Raw genomic sequence first — 25,969 nt, forward strand, 5'->3', positions numbered from 1 at the left:
GCCTCCCTTTGTCGTAGCCGCCCGCCAATGGCTATACTGGCCGAATCAGCGTGTGATTCAGGGACAAGAAACATGAAACTCAGTAAAAAGAACGCCGTCGTGGTGCGCAAGGCGCTGGACGGCTGGGTTGGGGAAGGCGCCTTGACACCCGAGCAACGGCAGCAGTTGCTGCTGCATGTGGACGTACAACCTTTCGACTGGCGACGGCTGGCGCGCTATGCGTTTCTCGCCGCGCTGGCCTCGTTGCTGATCGCCGTCACCAGCCTGTTCGCCGACAGCGCACTGCTTGAATGGCTGAGCGAACTGTTCCGCTTCGACGCGCCGGTGCGCATGGCGATCGCCGGCGTACTGGCGGCGCTGGCCTACGTCTGGGCGCTGCGCCGCCGCCAACGGCGCCCGGAAAAACGCTACGGCAATGAGGCGGCGCTGTTTGTCGCCGTGTTGCTCACCGCCTGCGCCTTATGGCAGTTGGGGGTCTGGCTGGATAACGGCAGCGGCCGGGTTTCCGTACTGCTGCTGGTCGCCGCGCTGCTGTACGGCGCGATCGGCTGGTTCAGCCGCTCCGGGCTGGTGTGGTGGTTCGCCCTGCTGTCGCTCGGCAATGCCTTCGGCGCCGAAACCGGCTACCTGTCCGGCTGGGGCGCCTACTGGCTCGGCATGAGCTACCCGATTCGCTTTATCGCCTTCGGCGCGGTGCTGATCGCCGCCGCATTGCTGCTGCGGCCGCTGTTGGCGCAGCGCGGCCTGCAGCGGGTGTCGCTGGCGATGGGCCTGCTGTACCTGTTCATCGCGCTGTGGCTGCTATCCATCTTTGGCAACTACGGCGATCTCGACAACTGGTACCGCGCGCGCCAGATTGAGCTGTTCCACTGGAGCCTGCTGTTCGGGCTGGCCGCCCTCGCCGCCATCTGGCTGGGGTTGAAGCATGACGACGCCATGCTGCGCGGTTTCGGGCTGACATTCCTCGGCATCAACCTCTATACCCGCCTGTTCGAGTTTTTCTGGGACAGCATGCCGAAGGCGATTTTCTTCGCGCTGCTCGGCCTGAGCCTGTGGGCGTTGGGGCATTATGCGGAGAAGATTTGGCAACTGGGGCGCAAACCGCACGACGTAACCGACGACTGATCGCGGTAGCGATAACAGCAAAGGGCGGAATTCTCCGCCCTTTGTTTATTCCAGCTGCTGCAGCTCGCCCTGCTTGCTTACCCGCCAGCGGTGTTCGCAAAAAAACAGCAGCGGGTTATCCTGCTTGCTGTCGCTGTAACCGCTGTACAGCTTCAGCGGCGCACCGAGCCGTTGCTCCAGCTGCACCACTTTTTGTACGCCCAGACAGCGCAAGGTCAGCACCCAGCCGCCATAGCGGCGCGCGATGCGGCTGCCGACCAATCGCACCCGCGGCAGAAACGCCGAATCCCGATAGACCTGCGCCACCAGTTGCTCCGGCGAGCCGGTAATCAGCCACACCTCGGCATCGTGCTCATCCAAATACTGCCGCAAGCGCATTTGCACCACCGGAAACGCGGTCACCTTCTGGCGGAAAACCTCGATAAACTGCCGCTCCAACGCCTTCAGCGTCGCTTCGGAGCGCCCGAAGGTGATCGCCCACAGCAACAGGCTCATCGGCCAGCGCGCGGCGCGCCCCAGCAGCAACAGCGCCAGGCCAATCAATGGCAACAGCGGTATCACCAGCAGCAGATTCAGCGGTAAACGGCGCAGCAGGAAGCGCAAGAAACTGCCGAACATATCCTCCTGATGCAGAGTGCCGTCCAGATCGAAAAAGACCACGCGGCGCCCTTCTGCGGCCGATGGTTGCTGCTTGTCGCTCAAACGCTACTCCTCGGGATCGTTGAACCCCATCATCCAGGTGAAGAGAAAACCGGCGATAATCGTAATCAGCATCCCCGCCAGATACAACATCACCTTACCTGAGACGATGGTCAACGCCAAAGGCAGCCCCGAAATGCCGAAGGTGATGACCGTCGCCACCTTCCAGTAGCTGATCAGCGCGCCGCCGACCGCACCGCCGAGGCAGGCGCCGATAAACGGCCGCCCCAGCGGCAGCGTCACCCCGAAGATCAGCGGCTCGCCGATGCCGAGAATGCCGACCGGCAACGCCCCTTTGATCACCTTCTTCAGCCGCGCATTGCGGGTTTTCAACAGCACCGCCAGCGCCGCCCCCACCTGACCGACGCCGGCCATCGCCAGGATCGGCAGCAGCGGGTTGGAACCGTGCGCCTGCACCAGCTCGACGTGGATCGGCACCAGCCCCTGATGCAGGCCGGAGAGCACCAGCGGCAGGAACAGCCCCGAGAGCAGCGCCCCGACAAGCAGCCCGCCCTTGTCGATCGCCAGATTGGCGCCGTGGGCGATGGCATCGGAAATACCCCCCCCGACCGGCTGCAGGATCAGGATCGCCAACGAGGCGGTGACCAGCGTGGTCAGCAGTGGGTTAAGGATCAGTTCGACCGACTCCGGCAACAGCGTACGCAGGCGTTTCTCCACCCAGCACATCAACGCCACCACCAGCAGCACGGCGATCACCCCGCCGCGCCCCGGCTGCAGCGCCTCGCCGAACAACGTGATCTGCGCCAGCGCAGGGCTGGAGAGGATCCCGGCCATCACGCCGCCCATCGCCTGTGAGCCGCCGAACACCCGCGCGGCGTTCACCCCAACCAGAATGTTCATGATGGCGAATACCGCGCTGCCGAATATCGCCAGCAGCCCCAGCACGTTCGGGTAGTCCACGGCCAACTGACCGGCGATGTCGGGCCGTTTCAGCAGGTTGATGATGCCGGTGATCAGCCCCGAGGCGATAAACGCCGGGATCAGCGGAATAAAGACATCGGCCAGCTTTTTCAGCGCGCCGCTCATCGGCGCAGCGTATTTTTGCTTAGCCTGCGCCTTGGTGCGCGCCGCATCACCGACGGCGGCAGCGGGCTGTGCATTGCCGCTCAACAGCCCGCGCATGGCGTCCACCACCTTGGCGGCGGCGCCCGGGCCGACGATAAACTGATGCTGCTCACCCTGTTTGATATAGCCTTTCACGCCGGGCAGCTGCTTGAGGGCGGCCAGGTTCAGACGCTGCTCGTCGCTGACCTCAACGCGCACCCGCGTCATGCAGTTCTCCAGTTTGAGGATATTGCCCTCGCCCCCCACACCCGCCAAGATCTGTGTCGCCAATGCCGTTGTCTTGTCCATCGCCACCCCCACCGTGAATTAACGCGCCAACGCCGCGCGCAGGTAACCGTCGTGCCGCTGCAGCCGCTGCTGCGCCTCTTCGGCGCTGACGCCGGCCAAAATCATCAGGATCGCCGGTTTAACCTCAAAGCCAGTCTGCGCCAGCGCCGCCTCCGCCTGAGCGCGTTCGGCGCCGGTGGCCTCCACCACGATGCGGCAGGCGCGATCCACCAGTTTGACGTTGGTGGCCTTCACATCCACCATCAGGTTCTGGTAGACCTTACCCAGCTTGACCATCGCGCCGGTCGACAGCATGTTGAGCACCAGTTTCTGCGCGGTGCCGGATTTCAGGCGCGTCGAACCGGTCAGCGCCTCTGGCCCCACCACCGGCGAAATCGCCACCTGCGCTTCGTGCGCAATCGGCGAATCCGGGTTGCAGGAGATGGCCGCCGTCGGGCAGCCCAGCCCGCGTGCATAGCGCAGTGCGCCAATCACATAAGGCGTGCGCCCGGAGGCCGCCAACCCCACCACCATATCGACGGCGGTGAGGTTCAGCGCCCGGAGATCGGCTTCGCCCAGGGCCTCGTCGTCTTCCGCCCCCTCCACCGCTTTGAGCAGCGCGCCCGGCCCGCCGGCGATCAGCCCCACCACCACGCCGTGCGGCACGCCGAAGGTCGGCGGGCACTCGGAGGCATCCAATACGCCCAGGCGGCCGCTGGTGCCGGCGCCCAAATAAATCAGCCGGCCGCCGGCCTTCAGCGCCGCCGCAGCCAAATCGACCGCCTGCGCAATCGCCGGCAGCACCTTTTCAATCGCCTCCGGCACCTTGCGGTCTTCCTGGTTAAAGCAGCGGACCATGTCCAACGTCGACATCTCATCCAGCCCCATGGTGGCCGGGTTGCGGGTTTCCGATACCAGTGCGCCTAAGTTCATCTGTTCACCTTTGAATTTTTAATTCACAAAATTAAATCAATATTTGAATATTTTATTCAACAAAGCGAGCGCTATTTGCTATTTTAACGGTAAGCTCACAAAAATTTTCACCGCGCGTTTTCGCCCTCTGCATGGCAAAATGGCCGCTGGTTTCCAGGGAAAGAACAATGAGTACCCTTCTGCGCATTCGCCAGATGTATCCGACACTGGCGCAAAACGACCGCAAGCTGGCGGACTTTCTGCTGAATAACGCCGAGCAGGCGCGCCATCTCAGCTCGCAAAAGCTGGCCCAGCTGGCCGGCATCAGCCAGTCGAGCGTGGTCAAGTTCGCCCAAAAACTGGGCTATAAAGGTTTCCCGGCGCTGAAGCTGGCGCTGAGCGAGACGCTGGCCCAGCCGCAGGCAGAACCGGTAGTGACCGTCCACAACCACATCCTCAGCAGCGACACGCTGAAAACCGTCGGTGAAAAGCTGCTGGCGGAAAAGCAGGCGGCGCTGCGCGCGACGCTGGACATCAACAGCGAAGAGCGGCTGCATCAGGCGCTGGACATGCTGCGCCAGGCGCGCCGGGTGATGCTGATCGGCATCGGCGCCTCCGGGCTGGTGGCCAAGGATTTTTCCTTCAAGCTGCTGAAAATCGGCGTGATGGCGGTGGCCGAAGCGGACATGCACGTCCAGCTGGCGGCGGTGCAGGCGCTGGACAAACGCGATCTGCTGCTGGCGATCTCCTTCAGCGGCGAACGGCGTGAAATCAATCTGGCGGCGGAAGAGGCGCGCCAGGCCGGCGCCAGAGTGCTGGCGCTGACCAGCTTCTCGCCCAATGGTCTGCAGCAGCGCGCGGACCACTGTCTCTATACCATCGCCGAAGAGCCCCATACCCGCAGCGCGGCCATCTCCTCCAGCACCGCCCAGTTCGCCCTCACCGACCTGCTGTTTATGGCATTGATCCAGCACGATCTCGATCATGCCCGCGATCGCATCAAGCACAGCGAACAGTTAATGAAAAAGTTGGTTTGACGCGTATAATGGCGGCCGATAAAACGCCGCCAGTTCAATTATTTCCCTTCTCTGCATTCGAAAAATAATGTGCGGGCGGTGACCTGTTCAATTATTGATCAATAATTGGGCGTGCATGGACAGCATTATTTAACGATACCATTATGAATACACACACTGTTATTTTAGATAAGTTGCGGCATTCCGTGGCGCATCCGATTCTGCGTACCTTTTTACTCTATGTCATTACTGCATTGATTCTAATCAAGGCGATGGGATACAGCGGTGGAAAAGGTATTGATATTCTTTTTATTGCGCTTACTTTGCTATTATTATCTATTCATTCGCTTACCCGATACGGCCTGATTATTCCGTTTATTCTGCTGTGCGCGCTGTATGCGCCGGTCGGGGCCATTTACGGTACCCCTTCCGCTGCCGTGATGTCCGCCCTGTTGCAAACCAACCTCATAGAAGCGAGGGAGTTTTTGCAGACCCTGCCGGCCAGTTGTTATCTGCTGCCCGCCGCCATTCTGGTTATGCTGGCCATTCTCGGCCTATTTATTTGGCGGCAAGCCATTTCAAAAAAAACTATACTTCCCTTGCTAGCCCTGCTGATGGTTATCATTATCGCCAGAGCCTTCAATGGCGGTGTGGCGAATCTTAAATTGCCTGACTTCTTTTTATCCCTCTACTCGGCTTACCATCAATACCAACAGCAGGTTGATGAATTAAGTGCCGGTGCTACAACACCGGATACTTGGTCAATAACCGCAGGCGCACCGACGAATGAAAACTATGTCATTATCGTCGGCGAAAGTATGCGCAAAGATCATATGTCCTTATTTGGTTATCCGGTGTCCACTACGCCGTTTCTGGATAATGCCAATGGACGATTTTACAGCAATTATATTTCCACTGCGCCAAATACGTTCGAATCGCTTCCTCGCACGCTGGCTTTGAGCAACGGCCACAACATTGCCATCGGAGATAATATCATCACCCTGGCAAAAGCCGCCGGTCTCAAAACCCACTGGCTGTCCAATCAGGGCATGTTCGGACAATTCGATACGCCGGTATCAAAAATCGCCATGTTCAGCGATAGCCATTATTTCCTGAAGAAAGGCGACTTCCAATCGCGCAATACCGATGACGATGCGCTGCTGCCGATATTTGACCCATTATTGCGTCGCCAGGGACAAGGCAATCTGTATGTGCTGCATCTGATGGGCTCGCACGCCGACTTTTGCGAGCGGCTTAACGGCGAACCGCCGAGCGTCGAGTCGCCGAATAAGGAGCTGGCCTGCTATCTCTCTACCTACCGCAAGACCGACCGTTTTATCGAGCAGGTTTATCACAGCCTGAAACAGAGCGGCGCACCGTTTAAACTGTTCTATTTCTCCGATCACGGCCTTTCCCACAAGGATATCGGCGGTGGGCGTTCTTTACGCCACAGCGGCGATACCCGGCAGAATTACCAGGTGCCGTTGCTGGTACTGAGCGATCGCGACCAACAGCACCAGATCATTGATGATCCCTTAAGCGCGTTCGATTTTATCGGGTTGTTTGCCCAAGAGGCGGGAATACGGATTGCCCATCCCGAAGTGATGCCTACGATACGTATCGCAGATGCAGATGCAGATGCAGATAAACGCTGGGTGTTTGACGGGCAGAGAATGGTTGATTTCGATCAGTTGGCTGACGATCCGCCTGAGTTACCCTAAGCGGTAAGATGACGAAAAAGTGCCCGTTGCGCGGCGATTCTATGATAGATTGCGCGCCAGCCCGAGCACACCGATGGAAAGATAACTGACAATGGCACTGCTGATTACCAAGAAATGCATCAACTGCGATATGTGCGAGCCGGAATGCCCGAACCAGGCAATTTCGATGGGCGATGAAATTTATCAGATAGATACCGACCGCTGCACCGAGTGCGTCGGCCATTACGATACGCCGACCTGTCAGCAGGTCTGCCCGATCGACAACACCATCATTACCGATCCGCAGCACCGCGAGAGCAACGAACAGCTGTGGGACAAGTTCGTGGTGTTGCACCACGCCGATCGCATTTAATCGCCGCAGGACTGACAAGGGCGCCATAGGCGCCCTTTCTCTTTTCAGCTTTCGACGATCACCGTCGCGCAGGCATAACGCCGCTCGTCGGCCAGCGAAACGTGGATCGCGGTGACCCCCATCTCCCCCGCCAGCTCGGCGGCGCGGCCGTGCAAACGAATATTCGGCTTGCCCAGCGCATCGTTGAACACTTCGAACTGATTGAACGCCAGGCCGTTGCGAATGCCGGTACCGAACGCCTTGGCAGCGGCCTCTTTCACGGCGAAACGTTTGGCCAGAAAGCGAATCGGCTGCTGGTGCTGCTGATACAGCGCCCACTCGGCGTCGCTCAGCACGCGGCGCGCCAGACGATCGCCGCTGCGCTCCACCACCGCCTCGATACGCGCCATCTCGACGATGTCGGTACCCAGCCCGAGCACCGCCATTACCGGCGCGCTTCCCGCATCAGCACTTTCATGTCGGCAACCGCGGCCGGCAGCCCGCTCATCACCGCCTGGCCGATAATCGCATGGCCGATGTTCAGCTCGTGCATTTCCGGCAGCGCGGCGATCGGCTGCACGTTGTGATAGGTCAGGCCGTGGCCGGCGTTGACCTTCAGCCCCTTCTCGGCCGCGTAGGCGGCGGCGACCGCGATGCGGCGCAGCTCGGCCTGTACCGCCAGCTCGCCCTGCGCTTCGGCGTAGGCACCGGTGTGAATTTCGATATACGGGGCGCCCACCGCCACCGCCGCGTCGATTTGGCGATGATCGGGATCGATGAACAGCGAGACCAAAATGCCCGCCTGCGCCAGGCGCTCAACCGCCACGCTCATTTTGTCCAGCTGACCGGCGACGTCCAGGCCGCCTTCGGTGGTCACTTCTTCGCGTTTTTCCGGCACCAGGCAGCAGAAATGCGGCTTCAGCTCAATGGCGATATCCAGCATCTCGTCGGTCACCGCCATCTCCAGATTCATGCGCGTCTGGATGGTCTGGCGCAGCAAGCGCACGTCGCGGTCGGTGATGTGGCGGCGGTCTTCGCGCAGATGCACGGTAATGCCGTCGGCCCCCGCCTGTTCGGCAATGAATGCCGCCTGAACCGGATCCGGGTATTGGGTTCCGCGCGCGTTACGTAACGTGGCGATGTGATCGATATTGACGCCCAGCAGCAAATCAGCCATGACAACCTCTAAATACGATTTTCAGTGTCAGCAGTTTACACGCGGGCGCAGGGCGGCAAAAGGGGAAAAGGTCAGGCGTCGTCGACCGGCGTATTCGGCTGTTTGCGCACAAACTGGCGGAACAGTTCGCGGCTCTTCAACGGCTTGCCGCCGAGGTAGGGTTTCAGCGCCATGCGGGTGAAACGCTTGGCGGCGCGCAGCGTCTCGGCATCGGGAAACTGACGCTCCGCCAGCGCGCGCAGTTCGCGCCCGGTGAAGCTGTAGTGATCCACCACCAGGCTGGCGATAAAGCCCTTCTCTTCGCGGTAGCGGTAGGTCATGGCATCATCCACCGGCAGGCCGCTGCCGGCGCAGTGCAGGAAATCGAGGCCGTAACCCAGGTGGTGCAACAGGGCCAGCTCGAACTGACGCAGCGCCTGTTCCGGCGAACTGTCTTCCGCCGCCAGCGCCTGCAGGCATTGCAGGTAGTCGAAGAACAGCACCGAGTAGTTGGTTTCCTGCTCCAGCACGCGCGCCAGCAGCTCGTTCACATACAGGCCGCTGTAGAGCATCATGCCGCTGAGGGGTAAACCAAGGGAGACCGCTTCGGCGTTGCGCAGCGTTTTCACTTCGCCACGCCCGCCCCAGCGCACTAACAGGGGGGTAAAGGGCTGCAGGCAACCCTTCAGATTGGAGCGGCGGCTGCGCGCGCCTTTCGCCAGCAAGCGCACCCGCCCATGACCTTCGGTAAACAGATCCAGCATCAGACTGGTTTCACTGTACGGCCGCCCATGCAGGACGAAAGCGCGCTCCCAGCCGTCCACGGGTCGTTACTTCAGATCGTCAACATAGCCCAGGCTGCGCAGCGCACGTTCGTCGTCCGCCCAACCGGATTTCACTTTCACCCACAGCTCCAGATGCACTTTGGCGTCGAACATCTTTTCCATGTCCTGGCGCGCTTCGATGCCGATGGTTTTGATCTTGGCGCCTTTATTGCCGATGACCATTTTCTTCTGGCCTTCGCGCTCGACCAGGATCAGGCCATGCACATCGTAACCGCCGCGATCGTTGGCCACGAACTGTTCGATTTCTACCGTCACCGAATAGGGCAGCTCTTCGCCCAGGAAACGCATCAGCTTCTCACGGATGATCTCGGACGCCATAAAGCGCTGGGAGCGATCGGTGATGTAGTCTTCCGGGAAGTGGTGTTCCGCTTCCGGCAGCAGCTTGCGCACGATGCCGGCGATGGTGTCGACGTTCATCCCCTTCTCGGCGGAGATAGGCACCACGTCGAGGAAATTCATCTGCTGGCTGAGGAAGGCGATGTGCGGCAACAGCTTGGATTTGTCAGTGACGTTATCGACCTTGTTGATCGCCAGCAATACCGGGCAGCGCAGGCTGCGCAGCTTGTTGACCACCATTTCGTCGTCGGCGGTCCAGTTGGTGCCTTCGACCACGAAAATCACCAGTTCGACGTCGCCGATCGAGCTGCTGGCCGCGCGGTTCATCAAACGGTTGATGGCGCGTTTTTCTTCGATGTGCAGCCCAGGGGTATCGACGTAGATCGCCTGATAGGCGCCATCGGTGTCGATGCCCATGATGCGGTGACGGGTCGTCTGCGGCTTACGCGACGTAATGGAAACCTTCTGCCCCAGCAGTTGGTTCAGCAACGTCGATTTGCCCACGTTCGGGCGGCCGACGATGGCGATAAAACCGCAGTGTTGTTTTACTTCACTCATTCAAGCTCCAGCTTTTTCAGCGCTTGTTCCGCTGCCGCCTGCTCGGCTTTACGGCGGCTTGAGCCGGTGCCCACCACGGGCTCGCTCAAACCACTCACCTGGCAGTGGATGGTAAACTCTTGGTCGTGCGCTTCACCGCGAACCTGCACCACCAAATAAGAAGGCAACGGCAGATGACGCCCCTGCAAAAATTCCTGCAAACGGGTTTTCGGGTCTTTCTGCTTATCACCGGGGCTGATTTCGTCCAACCGGCTGCGATACCAGTCCAAAATCAGGCGCTCGACGGTCTGGATGTCGCTGTCCAGGAACACGCCGCCGATCAATGCCTCCACCGTATCCGCCAGGATTGACTCGCGGCGGAACCCACCACTTTTCAATTCGCCCGGCCCAAGCCGCAGACATTCGCCCAGGTCAAACTCGCGTGCCATCTCCGCCAGCGTATTGCCGCGCACCAGCGTGGCGCGCATGCGGCTCATGTCGCCCTCGTCTACGCGAGGAAAGCGATGATAGAGCGCATTGGCGATGACAAAGCTCAGAATCGAGTCACCCAGAAACTCAAGACGTTCATTGTGTTTACTGCTGGCGCTGCGGTGAGTCAAAGCCTGCAGTAAAAGCTCCTGCTGTTGAAAAGTGTAGCCCAGCTTCCGCTGCAGCCTGTTTATTACGATGGGGTTCATGAGTTACCAATAGATCAAGAATGCGTCAAAAACTTGCAGCATACGGAACAGGCCTGCTTCGCCGAAAGCCGATCCAAAGCTGTTTCGTTTGCAGTGGCTCCCAGCAGGGGCCAACTTTTTATCGCTCGAGAAAGTATTCTACAACGAGTGGAAACATAATGCTGTGTTTATATCCCCTTAATCTTTCACGCCGCAGTAGGCTGCGGCGTGAAATTAACAGGGAATCAGTCAGCGATTAATGAATACCGCCGATCCGGCTGAAACGCACGCCGGTAGGCCACTCACCTTCCTGTTTTTCAAAGCTCATCCAGATGGCCGTGGCTTTACCCACCAGATTCTTCTCCGGCACAAAGCCCCAGTAACGGCTGTCCGCGCTGTTATCGCGGTTGTCGCCCATCATGAAGTAATGCCCGGCCGGCACCACCCACTCCGCCAGCGGTTTACCCGGCTGTTGGTAGTAAGCGCCCACCCGATCCTGCGCGTCCGGCACGGTCAGGATGCGATGCGTGACGTTGCCGAGGCTTTCCTGGCGCTCACGCATGCGAATACCGCCCGACGGCACGTTATCGTTCAGCGGGATCTGATAGAAGCCGTTGCTGGCCTCGCCCATGCCGCTGCGGCTGAACAGCTGCACGAAGTCGCTCGGCTGCGCATCGGCGTAGGTCACGGCCAGCGCGGTATCGCAGGACTGCCCGCTGTTGCAGGACGGCTGCACCGTGACGCGCTTATTCACCGGATCGTAAGTAATACGGTCGCCCGGCAGGCCAATCACGCGCTTGATATAATCCAGCTTCGGATCCAGCGGATATTTAAATACCGCAATATCGCCACGCTTCGGATGGCCGGTTTCAATGAGCGTAGTCTGGGTAATCGGATCTTTAATGCCGTAGGCATATTTCTCCACCAGAATGAAATCGCCAATCAACAGCGTCGGCATCATTGATCCGGACGGGATCTGGAACGGTTCGTAAATAAACGAGCGCACCACAAAGACCAGCAGCAACACCGGGAAGACCGATGCCCCGGTCTCTACCCAGCCTGGCTGCTTCGCCACTTTCGCCAGCGTTTTATCGTCTACTGCGCCCGCGGTCTGCTCGTTGACCGCCGCAATCTTCGCGCGGCGGGCCGGCGCCCATTTAAAGCGCTCGAAGCACCAGATGATCCCGGTGACCAGGGTGGCCAACGCCAGGATCAGGGCAAACATATTCGCCATGCAAACTCCCTCGTTTCGCGAACTCGTCGCGGTTACTTGCCGTCTTTACCGACGTGCAGAATGGCCAGGAACGCTTCCTGCGGCAGCTCGACGTTGCCGACCTGCTTCATGCGCTTCTTACCGTCTTTCTGTTTCTGCAGCAGCTTTTTCTTACGGCTGACGTCACCGCCGTAGCATTTCGCCAGCACGTTTTTACGCAGCTGCTTCACGGTGGAGCGCGCGATGATGTGCGTGCCGATCGCCGCCTGAATCGCAATGTCGAACTGCTGACGCGGGATCAACTCTTTCATCTTCTCCACCAGTTCACGGCCGCGGTACTGCGAGTTGTCGCGGTGGGTGATCAGCGCCAGCGCATCCACGCGCTCGTTGTTGATCAGCACGTCCACGCGCACCATGTCGGAGGCCTGGAAACGCTTGAAGTTGTAATCCAGCGACGCATAACCGCGCGACGTGGACTTCAGGCGGTCGAAGAAGTCGAGCACCACTTCCGCCATCGGGATTTCATAGGTCAACGCCACTTGGTTGCCGTGGTAAACCATGTTGGTCTGCACGCCGCGTTTCTCAACGCACAGGGTGATGACGTTGCCCAGGTATTCCTGCGGCATCAGCATGTGACATTCGGCGATCGGCTCGCGCAGTTCCTGGATGTTGTTCAGCGGCGGCAGCTTGGACGGGCTGTCGACGTAGATCACTTCTTTGCCGGTGGTTTCCACTTCGTAGACTACCGTCGGCGCGGTGGTGATCAGATCCAGATCGTATTCACGCTCCAGACGTTCCTGAATGATCTCCATGTGCAGCAGACCGAGGAAGCCGCAGCGGAAGCCGAAGCCCAACGCGGTGGAGCTTTCCGGCTCGTAGAACAGGGACGCGTCATTAAGGCTCAGCTTGCCCAGCGCATCACGGAAAGATTCATAGTCGTCGGAGCTGATTGGGAACAGACCGGCGTACACCTGCGGCTTCACTTTCTTGAAGCCCGGCAGCGCTTTATCCGCCGGCTGACGCGCCTGCGTCAGGGTATCGCCCACCGGCGCGCCGAGGATGTCTTTGATCGCACAGACCAGCCAGCCCACTTCGCCGCAGTTCAGCACGTCGCGATCGACCTGCTTCGGCGTGAAGATACCCAAACGATCGGCGTTATACACCTGGCCGGTGCTCATGACCTTGATCTTGTCGCCCTTGCGCAGCGTGCCGTTCTTGACGCGCACCAGAGACACGACGCCCAGGTAGTTATCGAACCAGGAGTCGATGATCAACGCCTGCAGCGGCGCATCCGGATCGCCCTGCGGCGCAGGAATGTCGCGCACCAGACGCTCCAGTACCTCAGGCACACCGACGCCGGTTTTGGCCGAGCAGCGCACCGCATCGGTAGCGTCGATGCCGACGATGTCTTCAATTTCCTGCGCGGCGCGATCCGGATCGGCGGCCGGCAGGTCGATTTTGTTCAACACCGGCACCACTTCCAGATCCATTTCGATCGCGGTGTAGCAGTTGGCCAGCGTCTGGGCTTCTACGCCCTGACCGGCGTCCACCACCAGCAGCGCGCCTTCGCAGGCCGCCAGCGAGCGGGAGACTTCATAGGAGAAGTCAACGTGGCCAGGGGTGTCGATAAAGTTAAGCTGATAGGTCTGCCCATCCAGCGCTTTATAATCCAGCGTTACGCTCTGCGCCTTGATGGTGATGCCGCGCTCGCGCTCCAGATCCATGGAATCGAGCACCTGCGCAGCCATTTCACGGTCGGACAAGCCACCGCAGATTTGGATAATGCGGTCAGACAGCGTCGACTTACCGTGGTCAATATGGGCAATAATGGAGAAATTTCGTATATGCTTCATTATAAAAGTTTTTCTGCCTTGGTATTTCTGAATTACTCGCCTATAGAAACCCGCATGGACCTAAAGCGACAGTGAATGGGTGAGGCCGTCTTGCACCTGAATCGCTGCATTCTACATGCCACACCACTGAAAACCTAGCGATCGGTGCAGTGAAGGCATTCTATTATGCGCCGCTAAATGTTACAGGTCGCCCCGGCGGGTGAAAACAGATGTTAACGCGGACAATACAGCCTGAACCCGAGGCTTGCCGGTGCTCCGTGGCCATCAAACTCCGGTGCTAATACATAACCGGCCGCAGCGCAATAAACCCCTTCTGAAATTATCGAAAAAGAATATTTGGATCAACCTCTTAGAATTCGATTTTGCCCCACATCCTTTAGGAAAAACCCCATATACGCCACCACCGTCCCTCGGATAGAAAGGGCGTGAACTCCGCGACAAAACATTATTCCGGGCACTACATCGGCAGCCCACCGGGGTTCACCAGCATATCTGCGTACGTTGATTGGAAGGTGCATTATGATCGATAAAGGGCAAATGCTGAGCCGGCACGATTTTTCGAAGGTCAACTGGGGCATTCTGGCAGCGGCGGCGCTGCTGTTTAGCGTGGGGGCGGCGCTGTTGGTGCTGCCGCTGCTGAGCAGCATTGACGAGAGCGAGGTCATCACGCTGTTGCAGGCCGGCGCGGGCACGATTTTACTCGGCTGTACGCTGCTGGCGCTGCGGCATTATCTGCGTCCGACGCTGACCTATCGCCTGTACGAGCACGGCGTGCGGGTCTTTGACGACCACCATCACAAAGAGCGTTTCATCCCGTTTGAGAAGATCGGTGATATCTATCGCTTTCGCGGCGGCAAGGCTTTTGGCGGGCTGTTTGACGTCACGGCGTTTCGCACCGGCGCAGATCAGCCCTGGTGCACGGTTTTCAGCAATATCGCCCATTCGTGGCGGTTGGCGGACGTGATCGTCGACCAACAGCTGCAACAGCGCGGGCCGCTGGCGTTGAATGCGCTCTATCAAGGGGAGACGGTGTCGTTTCACACCGTTGAGGGCGACGCGCGCTGGCTGTGGCAGCTGCTGCTCGGCAAGCGGCAAGGCACGCCGACCGAAACGCTGCGGCTGAGCGCCACCTTGCTGACGACTGAACGGGGAAACGTGCCGATCGAGCAGATCCGCACCTTGGAAAACCATCCGCAGCGCGGCATCCGCTTGCTCGACGGCCAGGGAAATCTGCTGTTCGCGATTAACTACGATTCGCTGCTCAGCGCCGATCTGTTCATCGCGCTGTTGGAGCATATGATCCACAACCGCATCACCGCCTATCATAACCCGGCGATGACGCGACCGTCGGTTTAAATCAGCGGGGAGTTTTCCGCCTGCATGCGCATCGCGGTAGGCGGCAACCCAATCTGCAGCACCACCGGCTGGTAGTCGGCCTGCTCACCCAGACGTCGAGCCAACCGGCGCGCCAGCATAAAGGCCGCCCCGCCGCCCAGTACGGCGCCGACTGCCGCCGAGGCGTCGCTGCCGAAACAATATTGCAACAACGTGCCGCCCAGCATCATGCCCAGCAGCGGCGTCAGGTAAACCAGCATGGCGGAGCGCAGCAGGCTGCCTTCCGCGATGCCGACCTCGACGCGCTGCCCCGGTTCGAGCGGCTGATCGATATGCACCTGCAGCTGATGCTCGGTTTCCGGCACCAACTCGTTCAACGCACGCGCGCCGCAGCCGGAACGCGCGGTGCAGCTGCCGCAGCCGGCCTTGGGTTCACAGCGCAGCAGCGCTACGCCCTGTTGCCACGAAACCACCGTGGCCCACTCTTTCATCATTACGGCGATACCTTGAAAGAAATGCTGTCGGCGATGCGCTTGGCCGTCGCCGGCGGCAATTCGCCCACAATCGTGATTTCGTTGCCCGCGCGCACTTCGGTCTGAATGGTGCGGCGCCCCTGACGGTAGTACTGCTGCCCGGCTCCGCTGCCCGCCGGGCTGACGTTGACCGAGAAGCTGAACAGGCCGTCGCTGTAGAGCCGGGATTCAACCGGCACGGCGACATTCGGCAATTTGCGGCGATTGCGCGCCACCTCGTCCACGCCGGCCGGCAACCAGCCGGTGCTCCAGCTCAGCTGGACGTTTTCCACCGCCGGCAGCGACAGCAGCGGCGGCAGGTTGGCTTTGAGCAGCCCCTGCATCGCGCCCTGCACGTCGGCGCCGACCGCGAAGGAGATCACCCGATATTGCTCCAGCGTTTCGCCGTCGCGATCGAGCAAATCCACCCGCAGCGGCAGCTTGGTGTCTTCGTCCATCCAGACGATGTAACTGTAGCGGGAACCGTCGCGCGCCACTACGCGCAGCACTTCACACGGCCGATCGGCGATGCGGGTGCTGCCCACGGAGATGAAGTCGTAATACTTGGCCAGACGAGTGAAATCGGCATAGACGATCGCCGGCAGCGCATCGACGATGTGATCGCCGGTGAGCGTGAACGGTTCCAGACCGGGTTCGAAGTAGCTGATCCCGCCGCCGCGCTGCAACACTTCGCGACGCGGGCCATCCATATGCAGCAGCTGGCCGAGCGGCACGTTGCCGATCACCGCATGGCGATAGCGCAACGACTCGATTCCCTGCTTGCTGATGCTGATGTAGGCGAGCTCGTAATTGAGAGAACGGCTGGCGCTGCTCATCTGTTGCAATAACGCCCCGGACGCAGTTGGCTGCGCCGGGGCGATGCTGGAATAGAGCAGGCTGCCCGTCAATAAACAAACGGAGAACCAGATTTGCTTCATTACTGCTGTTGCATTCCTAAAGACTGAGTTCCGGGAACCTGAATGGCAGCCTGTTGTGGGTTGCCTTGCTCAAGCTGCAGCTGATCCGAATGCAGGCGACGTTGCAGCTCATAGTCCTGCAGCATGGCGTTGATACGCTTACGCTGTTCCTGCACCTGCTGCTGTTGACCGCTGCCGGTAGAGAAACTGTCGGCAGGCACGCCCAGGCTGACCGGCGAGGCCTGGCCCATGATCGGCAGCGTGGTGAAGGCCGGCGATTCGGACGCGTTCGATGGCGCAGAAGGCTGGTTGTACTGCTGCACGCCGACGATCACCGCCAGAGACACGCAGGCCGCCATACCGATTTGCGTAATCTGGCTCGCCCAAGGACGCACTTTGTCCCAGAACGGCATTTTCTGCCAGGTGTGAGGCTGCGGCTGAGATTCCTGAACGGCGGAAGGTACCAGCCGGGCGGGTTCTTTCTCAAGTGCAGCGGCTACGCGATCGGCGATGTCGAGATGCATCACTTGTCCGACATCACCTCGCAGTGTGTCACGTATCAGGTGATAGCTCTGCCAGCTTTGTTGAAGCGTTCGATCTTGCGACAGAGAACTCAACAGCTCGCTGTCGAACGATTCACCATCCATCAGAGCGGAAAGCTTTTCTTTCTGCATGCCTAAGTACCCTTCCTGTGCCCGCCATTGCTAACGCTGGATCAGCGGTTGAACTTTATTATCGATAGCTTCCCGGGCGCGGAAAATACGCGAACGTACGGTTCCGACCGGGCAATCCATGATGGCGGCTATCTCTTCGTAGCTTAGACCATCCAACTCCCGCAAGGTAATCGCCATGCGAAGATCCTCAGGGAGAGACTCAATGGTACGGAAAACTATCTGTCTCAGCTCTTCTGACAACATTAAGTTCTCAGGGTTCGAAATTTCTTTCAGTGCGCCCGCACTTTCGTAATTTTCCGCATCGTTGGCGTCCACATCACTGGATGGCGGACGGCGCCCCTGAGCAACCAGATAATTCTTTGCCGTGTTCACGGCGATTCGATACAACCAGGTATAAAAAGCGCTGTCGCCACGGAACGATTCCAGTGCGCGATAGGCCTTGATAAACGACTCCTGCACCACATCGGGCACATCGCCCTGCGGCACATAGCGGGAAACGAGACTCGCCACCTTATGCTGATAGCGCACTACCAGTAGGTTAAACGACTTCTGATCGCCCTTTTGGACCCGCTCGACCAGAACTTGATCCGTTAACTGCTCGCTCATCCGAGGTAAACTCTCCCCAAATCCGTCTCCACGCGTAAAATTGTACTGCCAGCCATACATTATTTTCCTGAGCAAGCACTCGCTTGGAGTTCATATAGAACACGAAGTTCCATATCGCCATTGTTTTTTCTGTTGATGTCACCCTATCCGTGGCTTTTGCCCGGACAGTTAGGCTAACATGAAATTCACTCTTCTTCTGCACACATCATACGTTATGCAACCATCATCTGAACATGTTAGCGATGTCCTGATCGTCGGCAGCGGCGCTGCGGGCCTGTCACTGGCGCTGCGCCTGGCGCAGCATTGTAAGGTTACCGTTCTCAGCAAGGGGCCGCTCAGCGAGGGGGCCACCTTTTACGCCCAGGGCGGGATCGCCGCGGTGTTCGATGAGACGGACAGCATTGCCTCACACGTTGATGACACTTTGATTGCCGGTGCCGGCCTGTGTGACAAAGAGGCCGTCGAATTCATCGCCGGCAACGCGCGCCACTGCGTGCAGTGGCTGATCGATCAGGGCGTGCTGTTCGACACCGAGATCAACGCGCAGGGCGAGGCGCATTATCACCTCACGCGCGAAGGCGGCCACAGCCATCGCCGCATCCTGCACGCCGCGGACGCGACCGGTAAGGAAGTAGAGACCACGCTGGTGGGGAAAGCAAGCGCTCACCCCAATATTTGCGTGATGGAGCGCCGCAACGCGGTTGACCTTATCACCTCGAATAAAATCGGCCTGCCGGGCACCCGCCGAGTCGTGGGCGCTTACGTCTGGAACCGCGAGCTGGAGCAGGTGGAAACCTACCGCGCCAAAACGGTGGTGTTGGCGACAGGCGGCGCGGCCAAGGTGTACCAATACACCACCAACCCCGATATCTCCTCCGGCGACGGCATCGCCATGGCCTGGCGCGCCGGCTGCCGGGTCGCCAACCTGGAGTTCAACCAGTTCCACCCAACCTGCCTGTTCCACCCGCAGGCGCGCAACTTCCTGCTGACCGAAGCGCTGCGCGGCGAAGGCGCTTACCTGAAGCGCCCGGACGGCAGCCGCTTTATGCCGGATTTCGACCCGCGCGGCGAACTGGCTCCGCGCGATATCGTCGCCCGCGCCATCGACCATGAAATGAAGCGCCTGGGCGCCGACTGCATGTACCTGGACATCAGCCACAAGCCGGCGGAGTTCATCACCCAGCACTTCCCAATGATCCACGAAAAGCTGCTGACGCTGGGCTTCGATCTGACTCGGCAACCGATCCCCATCGTCCCGGCGGCGCACTACACCTGCGGCGGCGTGATGGTCGATCAGCACGGCCGCACCGATCTCGACGGGCTGTACGCCATCGGCGAAGTCAGCTACACCGGCCTGCACGGCGCCAACCGCATGGCGTCGAACTCGCTGTTGGAATGCCTGGTTTACGGTTGGTCGGCGGCGGAAGACATTCTGCAGCGCCTGCCGTTCATCCAGCAGGCCAAACAGGTGCCACACTGGGATGAAAGCCGGGTGGACGATGCGGACGAACGGGTGGTGATTCAGCACAACTGGCACGAGCTGCGGCTGTTCATGTGGGATTACGTCGGCATCGTGCGCACTACCAAGCGGCTGGAGCGCGCCCTGCGCCGCATCAACACGCTGCAGGCGGAAATCGACGAGTACTACGCGCACTTCCGCATCTCCAACAACCTGCTGGAGCTGCGCAATCTGGTGCAGGTGGCCGAGCTTATCGTGCGCAGCGCCATGGCGCGCAAAGAGAGCCGCGGCCTGCACTACACGCTGGACTACCCGGATTTGCTGCCGGAAGCGCTGCCGACCATTTTGCAGCCTTAAACTCTGCGACAGGGCGCCTTATCGGCGCCCTTTTCTTTTCAGTAGAACAGATAGAAATCAGCGATCAACCGGCGGAAATCATCGGTATAGCTGCCGTCAGCCTGTTTGATCGCCAGCGCCTGCTCACGCAGCGGCGTTTCCTTACGCGTCAGTGCCAGCAGCACCCGGTGCAGCGGCGTATCGGCCCGATCGCTGACGTTCACTTTCGCCGCCGTGTGCCAGCCGCTTTGCTGCGCCAGGCGTTCGAATTCGGCGCCGATGTCGTGCGGCAGCACCACGCAGAACGTGCCTTGCGCCGCCAGCAGCTGCGCGGCGCAGGCCAACAGCGCCTCGTGCGTCAGGGTTTCGGTGTAGCGCGCGTTGTGGCGCGCCTGGTCGCGGCAGGCCACCGCCGGCTCGAAATAAGGCGGATTGCTGACGATCAGATCATACTCAGCGGCATGCTGCTGCGCATAATGGTGAATATCCTGCGCATGCACGCGGATGCGCTGCGGCCACGGCGATTCCGCCGCGTTTTCGCGCGCCTGGCCGGCGGCGGCTTCATCCAGTTCCACCGCGTCGATGGTCACTTCGTCGCCGCTGCGCTGCGCCAGCATCAACGCGATCAGCCCGCTGCCGCTGCCGATGTCCAGCACCCGGCGCGCCTGCCCCAGCGGCGCCCAGGCGCCGAGCAGCACCCCGTCGGTGCCCACTTTCATGGCGCAACGATCGTGGGCGACAAAGAATTGTTTAAAGGTAAAACCCCCGCGGCGCGGGGTAAAATCGGCTTTCGATCGCTTGCTCACACTCACCACCTGGCTATAAAACTGGCGTAGCATAAGGCAATCTGATCGGCGGGAAAAGAGCGGCTTTCCGCTTAAATAGGTGAAGATCGCGGCCAACCCGTCTATAATCGGCGCCCCAAGTAGAGGTAGACCATGACAGCAACCACTTTTTCCGAACTCGAACTCGATGACCGCCTGATCGACGCGCTGCGCGACAAAGGCTACGATCGCCCCACCGCCATTCAGGCCGCAGCGATCCCGCCGGCGATGGACGGGCGCGACGTCTTAGGTTCGGCTCCGACCGGCACCGGCAAAACCGCCGCCTTCCTGCTGCCCGTTTTGCAGCACCTGCTGGACTTTCCACGCAAAAAATCCGGCCCGCCGCGCGTGCTGATCCTGACGCCAACGCGTGAACTGGCGATGCAGGTCGCCGACCAGGCGCGTGAATTGGCTGCTCATACCTCGCTGGATATCGCCACCATCACCGGCGGCGTCGCTTACATGAACCACGCGGAAGTGTTCAGCGAAAACCAGGACGTGGTGGTCGCCACCACCGGCCGCTTGCTGCAATACATTAAAGAAGAGAACTTCGACTGCCGCGCGGTGGAAACCCTGATCCTCGACGAAGCCGACCGCATGCTCGACATGGGCTTCGCGCAGGACATCGAAACCATCTCCGCCGAAACCCGCTGGCGCAACCAAACGCTGCTGTTCTCCGCCACGCTGGAAGGCGAAGCGATCCGCGAATTCGCCGAGCGCATCCTGAAAGAGCCGGTGGAAGTGGAGGCCGATCCGTCGCGCCGCGAACGCAAAAAGATCCTGCAGTGGTACTACCGCGCCGATGACGTGCAGCACAAAACCGCGCTGCTAATCCACCTGCTGCAGCAGCCAGACGTGCAGAAATCGGTGATCTTCGTGCGCAAGCGCGAGCGCGTGCATGAGCTGGCCACCTGGCTGCGCGAAGCGGGCATCAACACCTGCTATCTCGAAGGCGAAATGGTGCAGGCCAAACGCAACGAAGCAGTCAAACGCATGATGGATGGCCGGGTTAACGTGCTGGTCGCCACCGACGTTGCCGCACGTGGCCTGGATATCCTCGATATCACCCACGTGTTCAACTTCGACATGCCGCGCACGGCGGATACCTACCTGCACCGCATCGGGCGTACCGGCCGCGCCGGGCGCAAAGGCACCGCCATTTCGCTGGTGGAAGCGCACGACCATCTGCTGCTGGGCAAAGTGGGCCGTTACCTGAACGAGCCGCTGAAAGCGCGCGTGATCGACGAACTGCGGCCGAAAACCAAGGTGCCGAACGAGAAGAGCAACGGTAAACCGTCGAAGAAAGTGCTGGCCAAGCGCGCGGAAGATAAAGCGAAGAACAAAGAGAAGGCCAAGGTGAAAGTGCGCCATCGCGACGCCAAAAACGTCGGCAAACGCCGTCAGGCGAAGGCCAAACCGGCCGGCGACGCGGAATAACCACCGCTGCCTAAGAAAAAACCGCCTGTACAGGCGGTTTTTTTTATGGGCGTTTACTGCTGCGCGTAGTGCGTGGCCAGACGGTGCCCCTGCAGCCATTTATCCAGTTCGCGGAACTGCGCCTTCAGCTCGTCATTCTGCAAATGCGCCGGCGTTTGCGAGAAGTAAAACTGGAACACGACGCCCTGCTGGTTGCGTGCCCGGGCATCGGCCCCGGCCTGCAACAGCAGCAGCGCCAGGTGCGGCGCGTTAATCTTCGCCGCCAGATGCAGCGGAGTATCCCCCAGCCGATCGCTCAAGGTGGTGTCCGCTCCGGCCGCCAGCAACAGCCGCAGTTGCTCTTCGCGCCCGGCCAGCACCGCCGCCGCAAGCGGCGTGGCGCCGGTAACGGCATTACGCACGTTCACCTGTGCCCCTTCGGCCAGTAACAGCCGCAGGTACTGCGCATCTTGCAACATCGCCGCGGTGTGCAACGCGCTGTTGCCGTCCAGCCCCGCTGCCGCCGGGTCTGCCCCGAGCGCCAGCAACGCCTGCACGCTACCCGGCTGCTGCGAAAGCACCGCCCACTGCAACAGCGTGACCTGCCGATCGCCCCGTTCGCGCAAGCGATCCTGCGTGGCCTGCGCACGGATACCCTGCGTATCGCCACGCGCCACCGCCTGAGCCAGCGCCAGATTGCTGCGACCGTCAAACGGCGAAATCTCCTGCCCCATCTGTTGCTCCTTAGCCATCATCAGTAAACCGGTCACCGCGACCAGCGCCAGTAAGGCTATCGCCAGCGCCCGCCGCAAGCGACGCCCTTCAGGCATTGGCCTTCGCCTCCCACGGCTTTTGTTCCGCCATCGAGCTTATCACCTTGTCGATGCCGTGCGCCGTCAGGCTGCGATCCAGATGCTTGCTCGGCCGCCAGTCATCGATGCCAGTCAGGGTATCGTTGTTGGCCAAGGTGATGTTATGGCCGATGGCGTCCGGGATCAGCGAAGTCGACTCCTGGGTGCTGGTCAGCATGTCATATTGCTCGCTGTAGCGGCGAATGCCGCCGGCTTCGGCATCTTTCTTCGCCGCCGCCGGATCGATACCCAGGCGATTCAGGGTGTAATCCGAAACCCCAGCCGCGTTGAAGGTGACCGCGACGGTACCGGTCGCCAGCGCAGCCGTGGCCGCCAGGCCACCGCCAAGCGAATGACCGGCGATCACCAGCGCATCGCCAAAGGCCGCCTTGGCGCTTTTGGCAGCGGCAACCGCCTGATTGTACTGCACATCGTCATAGCCCGTCGCCTGCCGCACGTTGCTCAGCCAGTCGCGCCAGTCGTTGGTGCCGGCGAACGCCAACACATACTGCTTGTCGTTGCTGTAAACCCCGGCCTGGAAACCGCTGCCCGCGTCGTGCAGGCTGGCGGGATCGATGCCAAAACCGAGCAGCGCGCTGTCGCTCAGGCGGTTGAACCCGGCAGCGCCCTGGCCGTTCAGTGAATAAACGTCCTTGGCCAACAGCGCCAACGCATAATCACCTTCCTGCGATTGTTGCCCCCGTGTCACGCCCGGCGCTGCCGCCGCCGTCGGGGCCGCCGCGGAGATATCGCCGACCAGCGTATTCAACAGGTTCTGCGCATTGAGCGTGTTCTGAGAAGGGGTGGCCACCGGCGCTGGATTTGCCGGCGCTGCCGCAGGCTGCGCCGCCGTCGCCGTCTCGGCAGCGGCGCGAGGTGTAGGGATCGCGGCCACCGGGGATACTGCAGAGGTAAAACTTAAAGGCATACTCATGCCGACTCCTTGTCGATAGACTTTTTATTGAGCACCTGAATAGGTGCTGATTTAGCTATCGGCAGGTCGGATGAGTTCTGTATTAGAAATGCTTATCTTTGTACAGAATGTGATCCGCGTTCGGTTTTCGGCCACCAAACGCAGAAAAGGGAGCCGAAGCTCCCTGATTGACTGCGCCGCAAATTACAGGCTTTCGGTAAAGGTGCGGGCGATAACGTCGCGCTGCTGTTCCGGCGTCAGAGAGTTGAAGCGTACCGCATAACCGGACACGCGGATGGTCAGCTGCGGGTATTTTTCCGGGTGCTTGACCGCGTCTTCCAGGGTTTCGCGACGCAGCACGTTGACGTTCAGGTGCTGACCGCCTTCCACGCGCACGGTCGGCTGCATTTCCAGCGGCACTTCACGGTATTCGATCTGGCCCAGGTCGCTCACTGCGACAACCTGATCTTCCGCGTAGTTGGCCTTGGCGCACACGCAGCGGGCTTCCGCTTTTTCATCGTCCAGCAGCCAGAAAGAATTCACCAGCGCCTGGTCGTTCGCTTTGGTAATTTGAATACCGGTAATCATTATGTTGCCTCCGTACAAGGGCGTAAAAATTCACGTCGTGAGAAAACCCAATTCTGGTTTCGGCCATTTGGTAAAACCATTGTTGTCTTGTTGTTCTGTATACCAGCCTGACCGGGCCAGTTCCTTGATTAAAGTCAATTTTTACCGGGTAGGCACAGGGCATGAAGGGGCAAATTTATGTTTTATATCAATTTTCCCACTGCGGAAAAAACCAATTATTTTTGTAAATTTTCAAAAATAATTGCATTACGCGTGACAGTGAGAAATGAAAAGCGGGTTTCGCTGCGCGTGCCGAAACGGTAAGCTATAGCCCATGAATTGCTAAAGAAAACAAAGGAGAGCGTTTATGGCCACCTCCCTCACCTGGCATGACGTGATCGGCAAAGAGAAAGAGCAGCCCTATTTTGTTGAAACGCTCGCCTTTGTTGCCGCTGAGCGCCAGGCCGGTAAGACCATTTATCCACCGCAGAAGGACGTGTTCAACGCTTTCCGCTATACCGAGCTGGCGGACGTCAAGGTCGTCATCCTCGGCCAGGATCCGTATCACGGGCCCAATCAGGCGCACGGCCTCTCTTTCTCGGTGCGCCCCGGCGTGCCGGCGCCGCCGTCGCTGGTGAACATGTATAAAGAGCTGGCGACCGACATTCCCGGCTTCGAACGCCCGGATCACGGCTACCTGCAAAGCTGGGCTGAACAGGGGGTGCTGCTGCTCAACACCGTGCTGACGGTGGAAGGCGGCCGCGCGCACTCGCACGCCAACCTGGGCTGGGAAACCTTTACCGATAAGGTGATCGCCGCCCTGAATGAGAACCGCGAAGGCGTGGTGTTCCTGCTGTGGGGCTCGCACGCGCAGAAGAAAGGCAACTTTATCGACCGCAACCGCCACCATGTGCTGAAGGCGCCGCACCCGTCACCGCTCTCCGCGCACCGCGGTTTCCTCGGCTGCCGCCACTTCTCGCAGGCCAATCAGCTGCTGGAGCAGCAAGGGCTCACGCCGATCGACTGGATGCCGCGCCTGCCGCAGGCATAGTCCAGTGACAAAAAAGGCACCCTCGGGTGCCTTTCTTTATGCCGTTGCCGGGGCGATTACGCCTTGGCTTTGGAGACCGCGACCATCGCCGGACGCAGCAGGCGGCCGTTCAGCGTATAACCTTTCTGCATCACCATCATCACGTGGTTCGGCTGGTGATCGGCGGATTCCATCATGCTCATCGCCTGATGCACTTCCGGGTTGAACGGCACGTTGACGTCGCCGACGATTTCGATGCCATACTTGCGCACCACGTCCAGCAGCGATTTCAGCGTCAGCTCGATGCCTTCGATCATCGCGGCCAGTTCAGGATTGTTTTTATCCGCCAGATCCAGCGCGCGCTCCAGGTTGTCGATCACCGGCAGCAGATCGCCGGAGAATTTCTCCAGGGCGAACTTGTGCGCTTTCTCGACGTCCAGTTCGGCGCGGCGGCGGATGTTTTCCGCTTCAGCTTTGGCGCGCAGCAGGCTGTCGCGCTCGTGCTGCTGCGCTTCCGCCAGTTGGGCTTCCAGTTCGGCGATACGCGCATCGCGCAGATCGACGCCTTCCGCCGCTTCCGGCAGCGTATCATCGTGATGAGCGTGTTGTTCCATTTCTTCCGAGACTTGCTCGTTTGGCGTCTTCTGTTCTTTACTACTCATGAATATCTCCGCGTTTTAGCATTAATCTCGCAACTTGGCTTATTATGGGGATCAAAACCGGGGTTTCAAGTCAACCGGTCACAATGTGGGGCA

General features: G+C 59.9%; 27 protein-coding genes. 8 read left to right on the forward strand and 19 right to left on the reverse strand.

Features of this window, described 5'->3' with window-relative positions; translation table 11 throughout:
• The first annotated feature begins 72 nt into the window (after nucleotides 1-72).
• Nucleotides 73-1,125: a DUF2157 domain-containing protein gene (locus ACJ8J4_RS19280; protein WP_025303937.1), complete on the forward strand. Its 1,053-nt coding sequence runs from the start codon at nucleotides 73-75 to the stop codon at nucleotides 1,123-1,125.
• Between the two features lie 45 nt (nucleotides 1,126-1,170).
• Here ACJ8J4_RS19280 and yfhb read toward each other — a convergent pair whose 3' ends face one another.
• The 3 genes from yfhb to murQ are packed head-to-tail and all read right to left on the reverse strand — an operon-like array spanning nucleotide 1,171 to nucleotide 4,110.
• Nucleotides 1,171-1,827, reverse strand: a complete 657-nt coding sequence (gene yfhb, locus ACJ8J4_RS19285; RefSeq protein ID WP_043138142.1) for a phosphatidylglycerophosphatase C — start codon at nucleotides 1,825-1,827, stop codon at nucleotides 1,171-1,173.
• Nucleotides 1,828-1,830: 3 nt separating this feature from the next.
• Nucleotides 1,831-3,198: a PTS transporter subunit EIIC gene (locus ACJ8J4_RS19290; RefSeq protein WP_197836398.1), complete on the reverse strand. Its 1,368-nt coding sequence runs from the start codon at nucleotides 3,196-3,198 to the stop codon at nucleotides 1,831-1,833.
• Nucleotides 3,199-3,216: 18 nt separating this feature from the next.
• Nucleotides 3,217-4,110, reverse strand: a complete 894-nt coding sequence (gene murQ / locus ACJ8J4_RS19295) for an N-acetylmuramic acid 6-phosphate etherase (RefSeq protein ID WP_049209567.1) — start codon at nucleotides 4,108-4,110, stop codon at nucleotides 3,217-3,219.
• 167 nt (nucleotides 4,111-4,277) lie between these two features.
• On the opposite strand from murQ, the gene ACJ8J4_RS19300 reads away from it, so the two are divergent.
• From ACJ8J4_RS19300 to ACJ8J4_RS19310, 3 genes are all read left to right on the forward strand, one after another.
• Entirely contained in the window at nucleotides 4,278-5,126 is an 849-nt protein-coding gene (locus ACJ8J4_RS19300) for a MurR/RpiR family transcriptional regulator (RefSeq protein ID WP_016929788.1), read from the forward strand.
• Nucleotides 5,127-5,269: 143 nt separating this feature from the next.
• Complete coding sequence (locus ACJ8J4_RS19305) at nucleotides 5,270-6,826, forward strand: phosphoethanolamine transferase (RefSeq protein WP_197836396.1); 1,557 nt, start codon at nucleotides 5,270-5,272, stop codon at nucleotides 6,824-6,826.
• A gap of 91 nt (nucleotides 6,827-6,917) precedes the next feature.
• Entirely contained in the window at nucleotides 6,918-7,178 is a 261-nt protein-coding gene (locus ACJ8J4_RS19310) for a YfhL family 4Fe-4S dicluster ferredoxin (protein ID WP_025303942.1), read from the forward strand.
• A 44-nt stretch (nucleotides 7,179-7,222) separates the two neighbouring features.
• Here the strand turns inward: ACJ8J4_RS19310 and acpS are convergent, their stop codons facing one another.
• The 7 genes from acpS to lepA form a co-directional block, all read right to left on the reverse strand.
• Nucleotides 7,223-7,603 carry a holo-ACP synthase gene (acpS, locus tag ACJ8J4_RS19315; RefSeq protein WP_004929169.1) on the reverse strand — a complete coding sequence of 127 codons (381 nt, stop codon included), beginning with the start codon at nucleotides 7,601-7,603 and terminating at the stop codon, nucleotides 7,223-7,225.
• Nucleotides 7,603-8,334, reverse strand: coding sequence for a pyridoxine 5'-phosphate synthase (gene pdxJ, locus ACJ8J4_RS19320; RefSeq protein ID WP_025303943.1), 732 nt, complete (start codon nucleotides 8,332-8,334; stop codon nucleotides 7,603-7,605). The genes acpS and pdxJ overlap by 1 nt, the downstream gene beginning before the upstream one ends.
• A gap of 71 nt (nucleotides 8,335-8,405) precedes the next feature.
• On the reverse strand, nucleotides 8,406-9,137 hold the full coding sequence (gene recO, locus ACJ8J4_RS19325; RefSeq protein ID WP_004929165.1) for a DNA repair protein RecO: 732 nt from the start codon (nucleotides 9,135-9,137) through the stop codon (nucleotides 8,406-8,408).
• A 6-nt stretch (nucleotides 9,138-9,143) separates the two neighbouring features.
• Nucleotides 9,144-10,052, reverse strand: coding sequence for a GTPase Era (gene era / locus ACJ8J4_RS19330; RefSeq protein WP_025303944.1), 909 nt, complete (start codon nucleotides 10,050-10,052; stop codon nucleotides 9,144-9,146).
• On the reverse strand, nucleotides 10,049-10,729 hold the full coding sequence (gene rnc / locus ACJ8J4_RS19335; protein WP_004929158.1) for a ribonuclease III: 681 nt from the start codon (nucleotides 10,727-10,729) through the stop codon (nucleotides 10,049-10,051). Before rnc ends, era begins: the two co-directional genes overlap by 4 nt.
• Nucleotides 10,730-10,964: 235 nt before the next feature.
• Nucleotides 10,965-11,942 (reverse strand): signal peptidase I, encoded by a 978-nt coding sequence (lepB, locus tag ACJ8J4_RS19340; RefSeq protein WP_015378805.1) that lies wholly within the window; start codon nucleotides 11,940-11,942, stop codon nucleotides 10,965-10,967.
• Nucleotides 11,943-11,974: 32 nt separating this feature from the next.
• Entirely contained in the window at nucleotides 11,975-13,774 is a 1,800-nt protein-coding gene (gene lepA / locus ACJ8J4_RS19345; protein WP_025303945.1) for a translation elongation factor 4, read from the reverse strand.
• 519 nt (nucleotides 13,775-14,293) lie between these two features.
• On the opposite strand from lepA, the gene ACJ8J4_RS19350 reads away from it, so the two are divergent.
• Nucleotides 14,294-15,130: a hypothetical protein gene (locus tag ACJ8J4_RS19350; protein WP_025303946.1), complete on the forward strand. Its 837-nt coding sequence runs from the start codon at nucleotides 14,294-14,296 to the stop codon at nucleotides 15,128-15,130.
• On the opposite strand, the gene rseC is transcribed toward ACJ8J4_RS19350, so the two are convergent.
• The 4 genes from rseC to rpoE are packed head-to-tail and all read right to left on the reverse strand — an operon-like array spanning nucleotide 15,127 to nucleotide 17,818.
• Nucleotides 15,127-15,603, reverse strand: a complete 477-nt coding sequence (rseC, locus tag ACJ8J4_RS19355) for a SoxR-reducing system protein RseC (protein ID WP_004929144.1) — start codon at nucleotides 15,601-15,603, stop codon at nucleotides 15,127-15,129. The two genes, ACJ8J4_RS19350 and rseC, sit on opposite strands and share 4 nt — an antisense overlap.
• Nucleotides 15,603-16,559, reverse strand: coding sequence for a sigma-E factor regulatory protein RseB (gene rseB, locus ACJ8J4_RS19360; RefSeq protein WP_025303948.1), 957 nt, complete (start codon nucleotides 16,557-16,559; stop codon nucleotides 15,603-15,605). Before rseB ends, rseC begins: the two co-directional genes overlap by 1 nt.
• Nucleotides 16,559-17,212, reverse strand: coding sequence for an anti-sigma-E factor RseA (gene rseA / locus ACJ8J4_RS19365; protein WP_016929795.1), 654 nt, complete (start codon nucleotides 17,210-17,212; stop codon nucleotides 16,559-16,561). Before rseA ends, rseB begins: the two co-directional genes overlap by 1 nt.
• 30 nt (nucleotides 17,213-17,242) lie before the next feature.
• The gene (gene rpoE / locus ACJ8J4_RS19370; RefSeq protein ID WP_004929136.1) at nucleotides 17,243-17,818 is read right to left on the reverse strand and encodes an RNA polymerase sigma factor RpoE; all 576 of its coding nucleotides are present in this window, start codon (nucleotides 17,816-17,818) and stop codon (nucleotides 17,243-17,245) included.
• Nucleotides 17,819-18,032: 214 nt separating this feature from the next.
• Between rpoE and nadB the strand changes: the two genes are divergently transcribed.
• Nucleotides 18,033-19,634 (forward strand): L-aspartate oxidase, encoded by a 1,602-nt coding sequence (gene nadB, locus ACJ8J4_RS19375; protein WP_192839712.1) that lies wholly within the window; start codon nucleotides 18,033-18,035, stop codon nucleotides 19,632-19,634.
• A gap of 38 nt (nucleotides 19,635-19,672) precedes the next feature.
• Here the strand turns inward: nadB and trmN are convergent, their stop codons facing one another.
• Nucleotides 19,673-20,452: a tRNA(1)(Val) (adenine(37)-N(6))-methyltransferase TrmN gene (gene trmN / locus ACJ8J4_RS19380; protein ID WP_049209572.1), complete on the reverse strand. Its 780-nt coding sequence runs from the start codon at nucleotides 20,450-20,452 to the stop codon at nucleotides 19,673-19,675.
• Between the two features lie 99 nt (nucleotides 20,453-20,551).
• On the opposite strand from trmN, the gene srmB reads away from it, so the two are divergent.
• A complete protein-coding gene (gene srmB / locus ACJ8J4_RS19385) occupies nucleotides 20,552-21,874 on the forward strand; it encodes an ATP-dependent RNA helicase SrmB (RefSeq protein WP_025303951.1) in 1,323 nt (440 codons plus the stop codon).
• Between the two features lie 53 nt (nucleotides 21,875-21,927).
• Here the strand turns inward: srmB and ACJ8J4_RS19390 are convergent, their stop codons facing one another.
• The 3 genes from ACJ8J4_RS19390 to grcA form a co-directional block, all read right to left on the reverse strand.
• The gene (locus tag ACJ8J4_RS19390) at nucleotides 21,928-22,683 is read right to left on the reverse strand and encodes an ankyrin repeat domain-containing protein (protein WP_049209574.1); all 756 of its coding nucleotides are present in this window, start codon (nucleotides 22,681-22,683) and stop codon (nucleotides 21,928-21,930) included.
• Nucleotides 22,676-23,638 carry a DUF2974 domain-containing protein gene (locus tag ACJ8J4_RS19395; protein WP_025303953.1) on the reverse strand — a complete coding sequence of 321 codons (963 nt, stop codon included), beginning with the start codon at nucleotides 23,636-23,638 and terminating at the stop codon, nucleotides 22,676-22,678. The genes ACJ8J4_RS19390 and ACJ8J4_RS19395 overlap by 8 nt, the downstream gene beginning before the upstream one ends.
• 183 nt (nucleotides 23,639-23,821) lie before the next feature.
• A complete protein-coding gene (gene grcA / locus ACJ8J4_RS19400) occupies nucleotides 23,822-24,205 on the reverse strand; it encodes an autonomous glycyl radical cofactor GrcA (RefSeq protein ID WP_004929114.1) in 384 nt (127 codons plus the stop codon).
• 346 nt (nucleotides 24,206-24,551) lie between these two features.
• Between grcA and ung the strand changes: the two genes are divergently transcribed.
• The gene (gene ung, locus ACJ8J4_RS19405) at nucleotides 24,552-25,235 is read left to right on the forward strand and encodes a uracil-DNA glycosylase (protein WP_033635636.1); all 684 of its coding nucleotides are present in this window, start codon (nucleotides 24,552-24,554) and stop codon (nucleotides 25,233-25,235) included.
• Nucleotides 25,236-25,291: 56 nt separating this feature from the next.
• Here the strand turns inward: ung and grpE are convergent, their stop codons facing one another.
• Entirely contained in the window at nucleotides 25,292-25,876 is a 585-nt protein-coding gene (gene grpE, locus ACJ8J4_RS19410; protein WP_025303955.1) for a nucleotide exchange factor GrpE, read from the reverse strand.
• Between the last annotated feature and the right edge of the window lie 93 nt (nucleotides 25,877-25,969).

This window comes from Serratia sp. CY47280 (assembly GCF_052168655.1).
Classification (GTDB): Bacteria; Pseudomonadota; Gammaproteobacteria; order Enterobacterales; family Enterobacteriaceae; genus Serratia; species Serratia bockelmannii.

Coding starts and splice junctions, on each gene's coding strand:
- ACJ8J4_RS19280 (WP_025303937.1), top strand. CDS start 73: ATGAAACTCAGTAAAAAGAACGCCGTCGTGGTGCGCAAGGCGCTGGAC.
- ACJ8J4_RS19290 (WP_197836398.1), bottom strand. CDS start 3,198: ATGGACAAGACAACGGCATTGGCGACACAGATCTTGGCGGGTGTGGGG.
- murQ (WP_049209567.1), bottom strand. CDS start 4,110: ATGAACTTAGGCGCACTGGTATCGGAAACCCGCAACCCGGCCACCATG.
- ACJ8J4_RS19300 (WP_016929788.1), top strand. CDS start 4,278: ATGAGTACCCTTCTGCGCATTCGCCAGATGTATCCGACACTGGCGCAA.
- ACJ8J4_RS19305 (WP_197836396.1), top strand. CDS start 5,270: ATGAATACACACACTGTTATTTTAGATAAGTTGCGGCATTCCGTGGCG.
- ACJ8J4_RS19310 (WP_025303942.1), top strand. CDS start 6,918: ATGGCACTGCTGATTACCAAGAAATGCATCAACTGCGATATGTGCGAG.
- acpS (WP_004929169.1), bottom strand. CDS start 7,603: ATGGCGGTGCTCGGGCTGGGTACCGACATCGTCGAGATGGCGCGTATC.
- pdxJ (WP_025303943.1), bottom strand. CDS start 8,334: ATGGCTGATTTGCTGCTGGGCGTCAATATCGATCACATCGCCACGTTA.
- era (WP_025303944.1), bottom strand. CDS start 10,052: ATGAGTGAAGTAAAACAACACTGCGGTTTTATCGCCATCGTCGGCCGC.
- rnc (WP_004929158.1), bottom strand. CDS start 10,729: ATGAACCCCATCGTAATAAACAGGCTGCAGCGGAAGCTGGGCTACACT.
- lepB (WP_015378805.1), bottom strand. CDS start 11,942: ATGGCGAATATGTTTGCCCTGATCCTGGCGTTGGCCACCCTGGTCACC.
- lepA (WP_025303945.1), bottom strand. CDS start 13,774: ATGAAGCATATACGAAATTTCTCCATTATTGCCCATATTGACCACGGT.
- ACJ8J4_RS19350 (WP_025303946.1), top strand. CDS start 14,294: ATGATCGATAAAGGGCAAATGCTGAGCCGGCACGATTTTTCGAAGGTC.
- rseC (WP_004929144.1), bottom strand. CDS start 15,603: ATGATGAAAGAGTGGGCCACGGTGGTTTCGTGGCAACAGGGCGTAGCG.
- rseB (WP_025303948.1), bottom strand. CDS start 16,559: ATGAAGCAAATCTGGTTCTCCGTTTGTTTATTGACGGGCAGCCTGCTC.
- rseA (WP_016929795.1), bottom strand. CDS start 17,212: ATGCAGAAAGAAAAGCTTTCCGCTCTGATGGATGGTGAATCGTTCGAC.
- rpoE (WP_004929136.1), bottom strand. CDS start 17,818: ATGAGCGAGCAGTTAACGGATCAAGTTCTGGTCGAGCGGGTCCAAAAG.
- nadB (WP_192839712.1), top strand. CDS start 18,033: ATGCAACCATCATCTGAACATGTTAGCGATGTCCTGATCGTCGGCAGC.
- trmN (WP_049209572.1), bottom strand. CDS start 20,452: ATGCTACGCCAGTTTTATAGCCAGGTGGTGAGTGTGAGCAAGCGATCG.
- srmB (WP_025303951.1), top strand. CDS start 20,552: ATGACAGCAACCACTTTTTCCGAACTCGAACTCGATGACCGCCTGATC.
- ACJ8J4_RS19390 (WP_049209574.1), bottom strand. CDS start 22,683: ATGCCTGAAGGGCGTCGCTTGCGGCGGGCGCTGGCGATAGCCTTACTG.
- ACJ8J4_RS19395 (WP_025303953.1), bottom strand. CDS start 23,638: ATGAGTATGCCTTTAAGTTTTACCTCTGCAGTATCCCCGGTGGCCGCG.
- grcA (WP_004929114.1), bottom strand. CDS start 24,205: ATGATTACCGGTATTCAAATTACCAAAGCGAACGACCAGGCGCTGGTG.
- ung (WP_033635636.1), top strand. CDS start 24,552: ATGGCCACCTCCCTCACCTGGCATGACGTGATCGGCAAAGAGAAAGAG.
- grpE (WP_025303955.1), bottom strand. CDS start 25,876: ATGAGTAGTAAAGAACAGAAGACGCCAAACGAGCAAGTCTCGGAAGAA.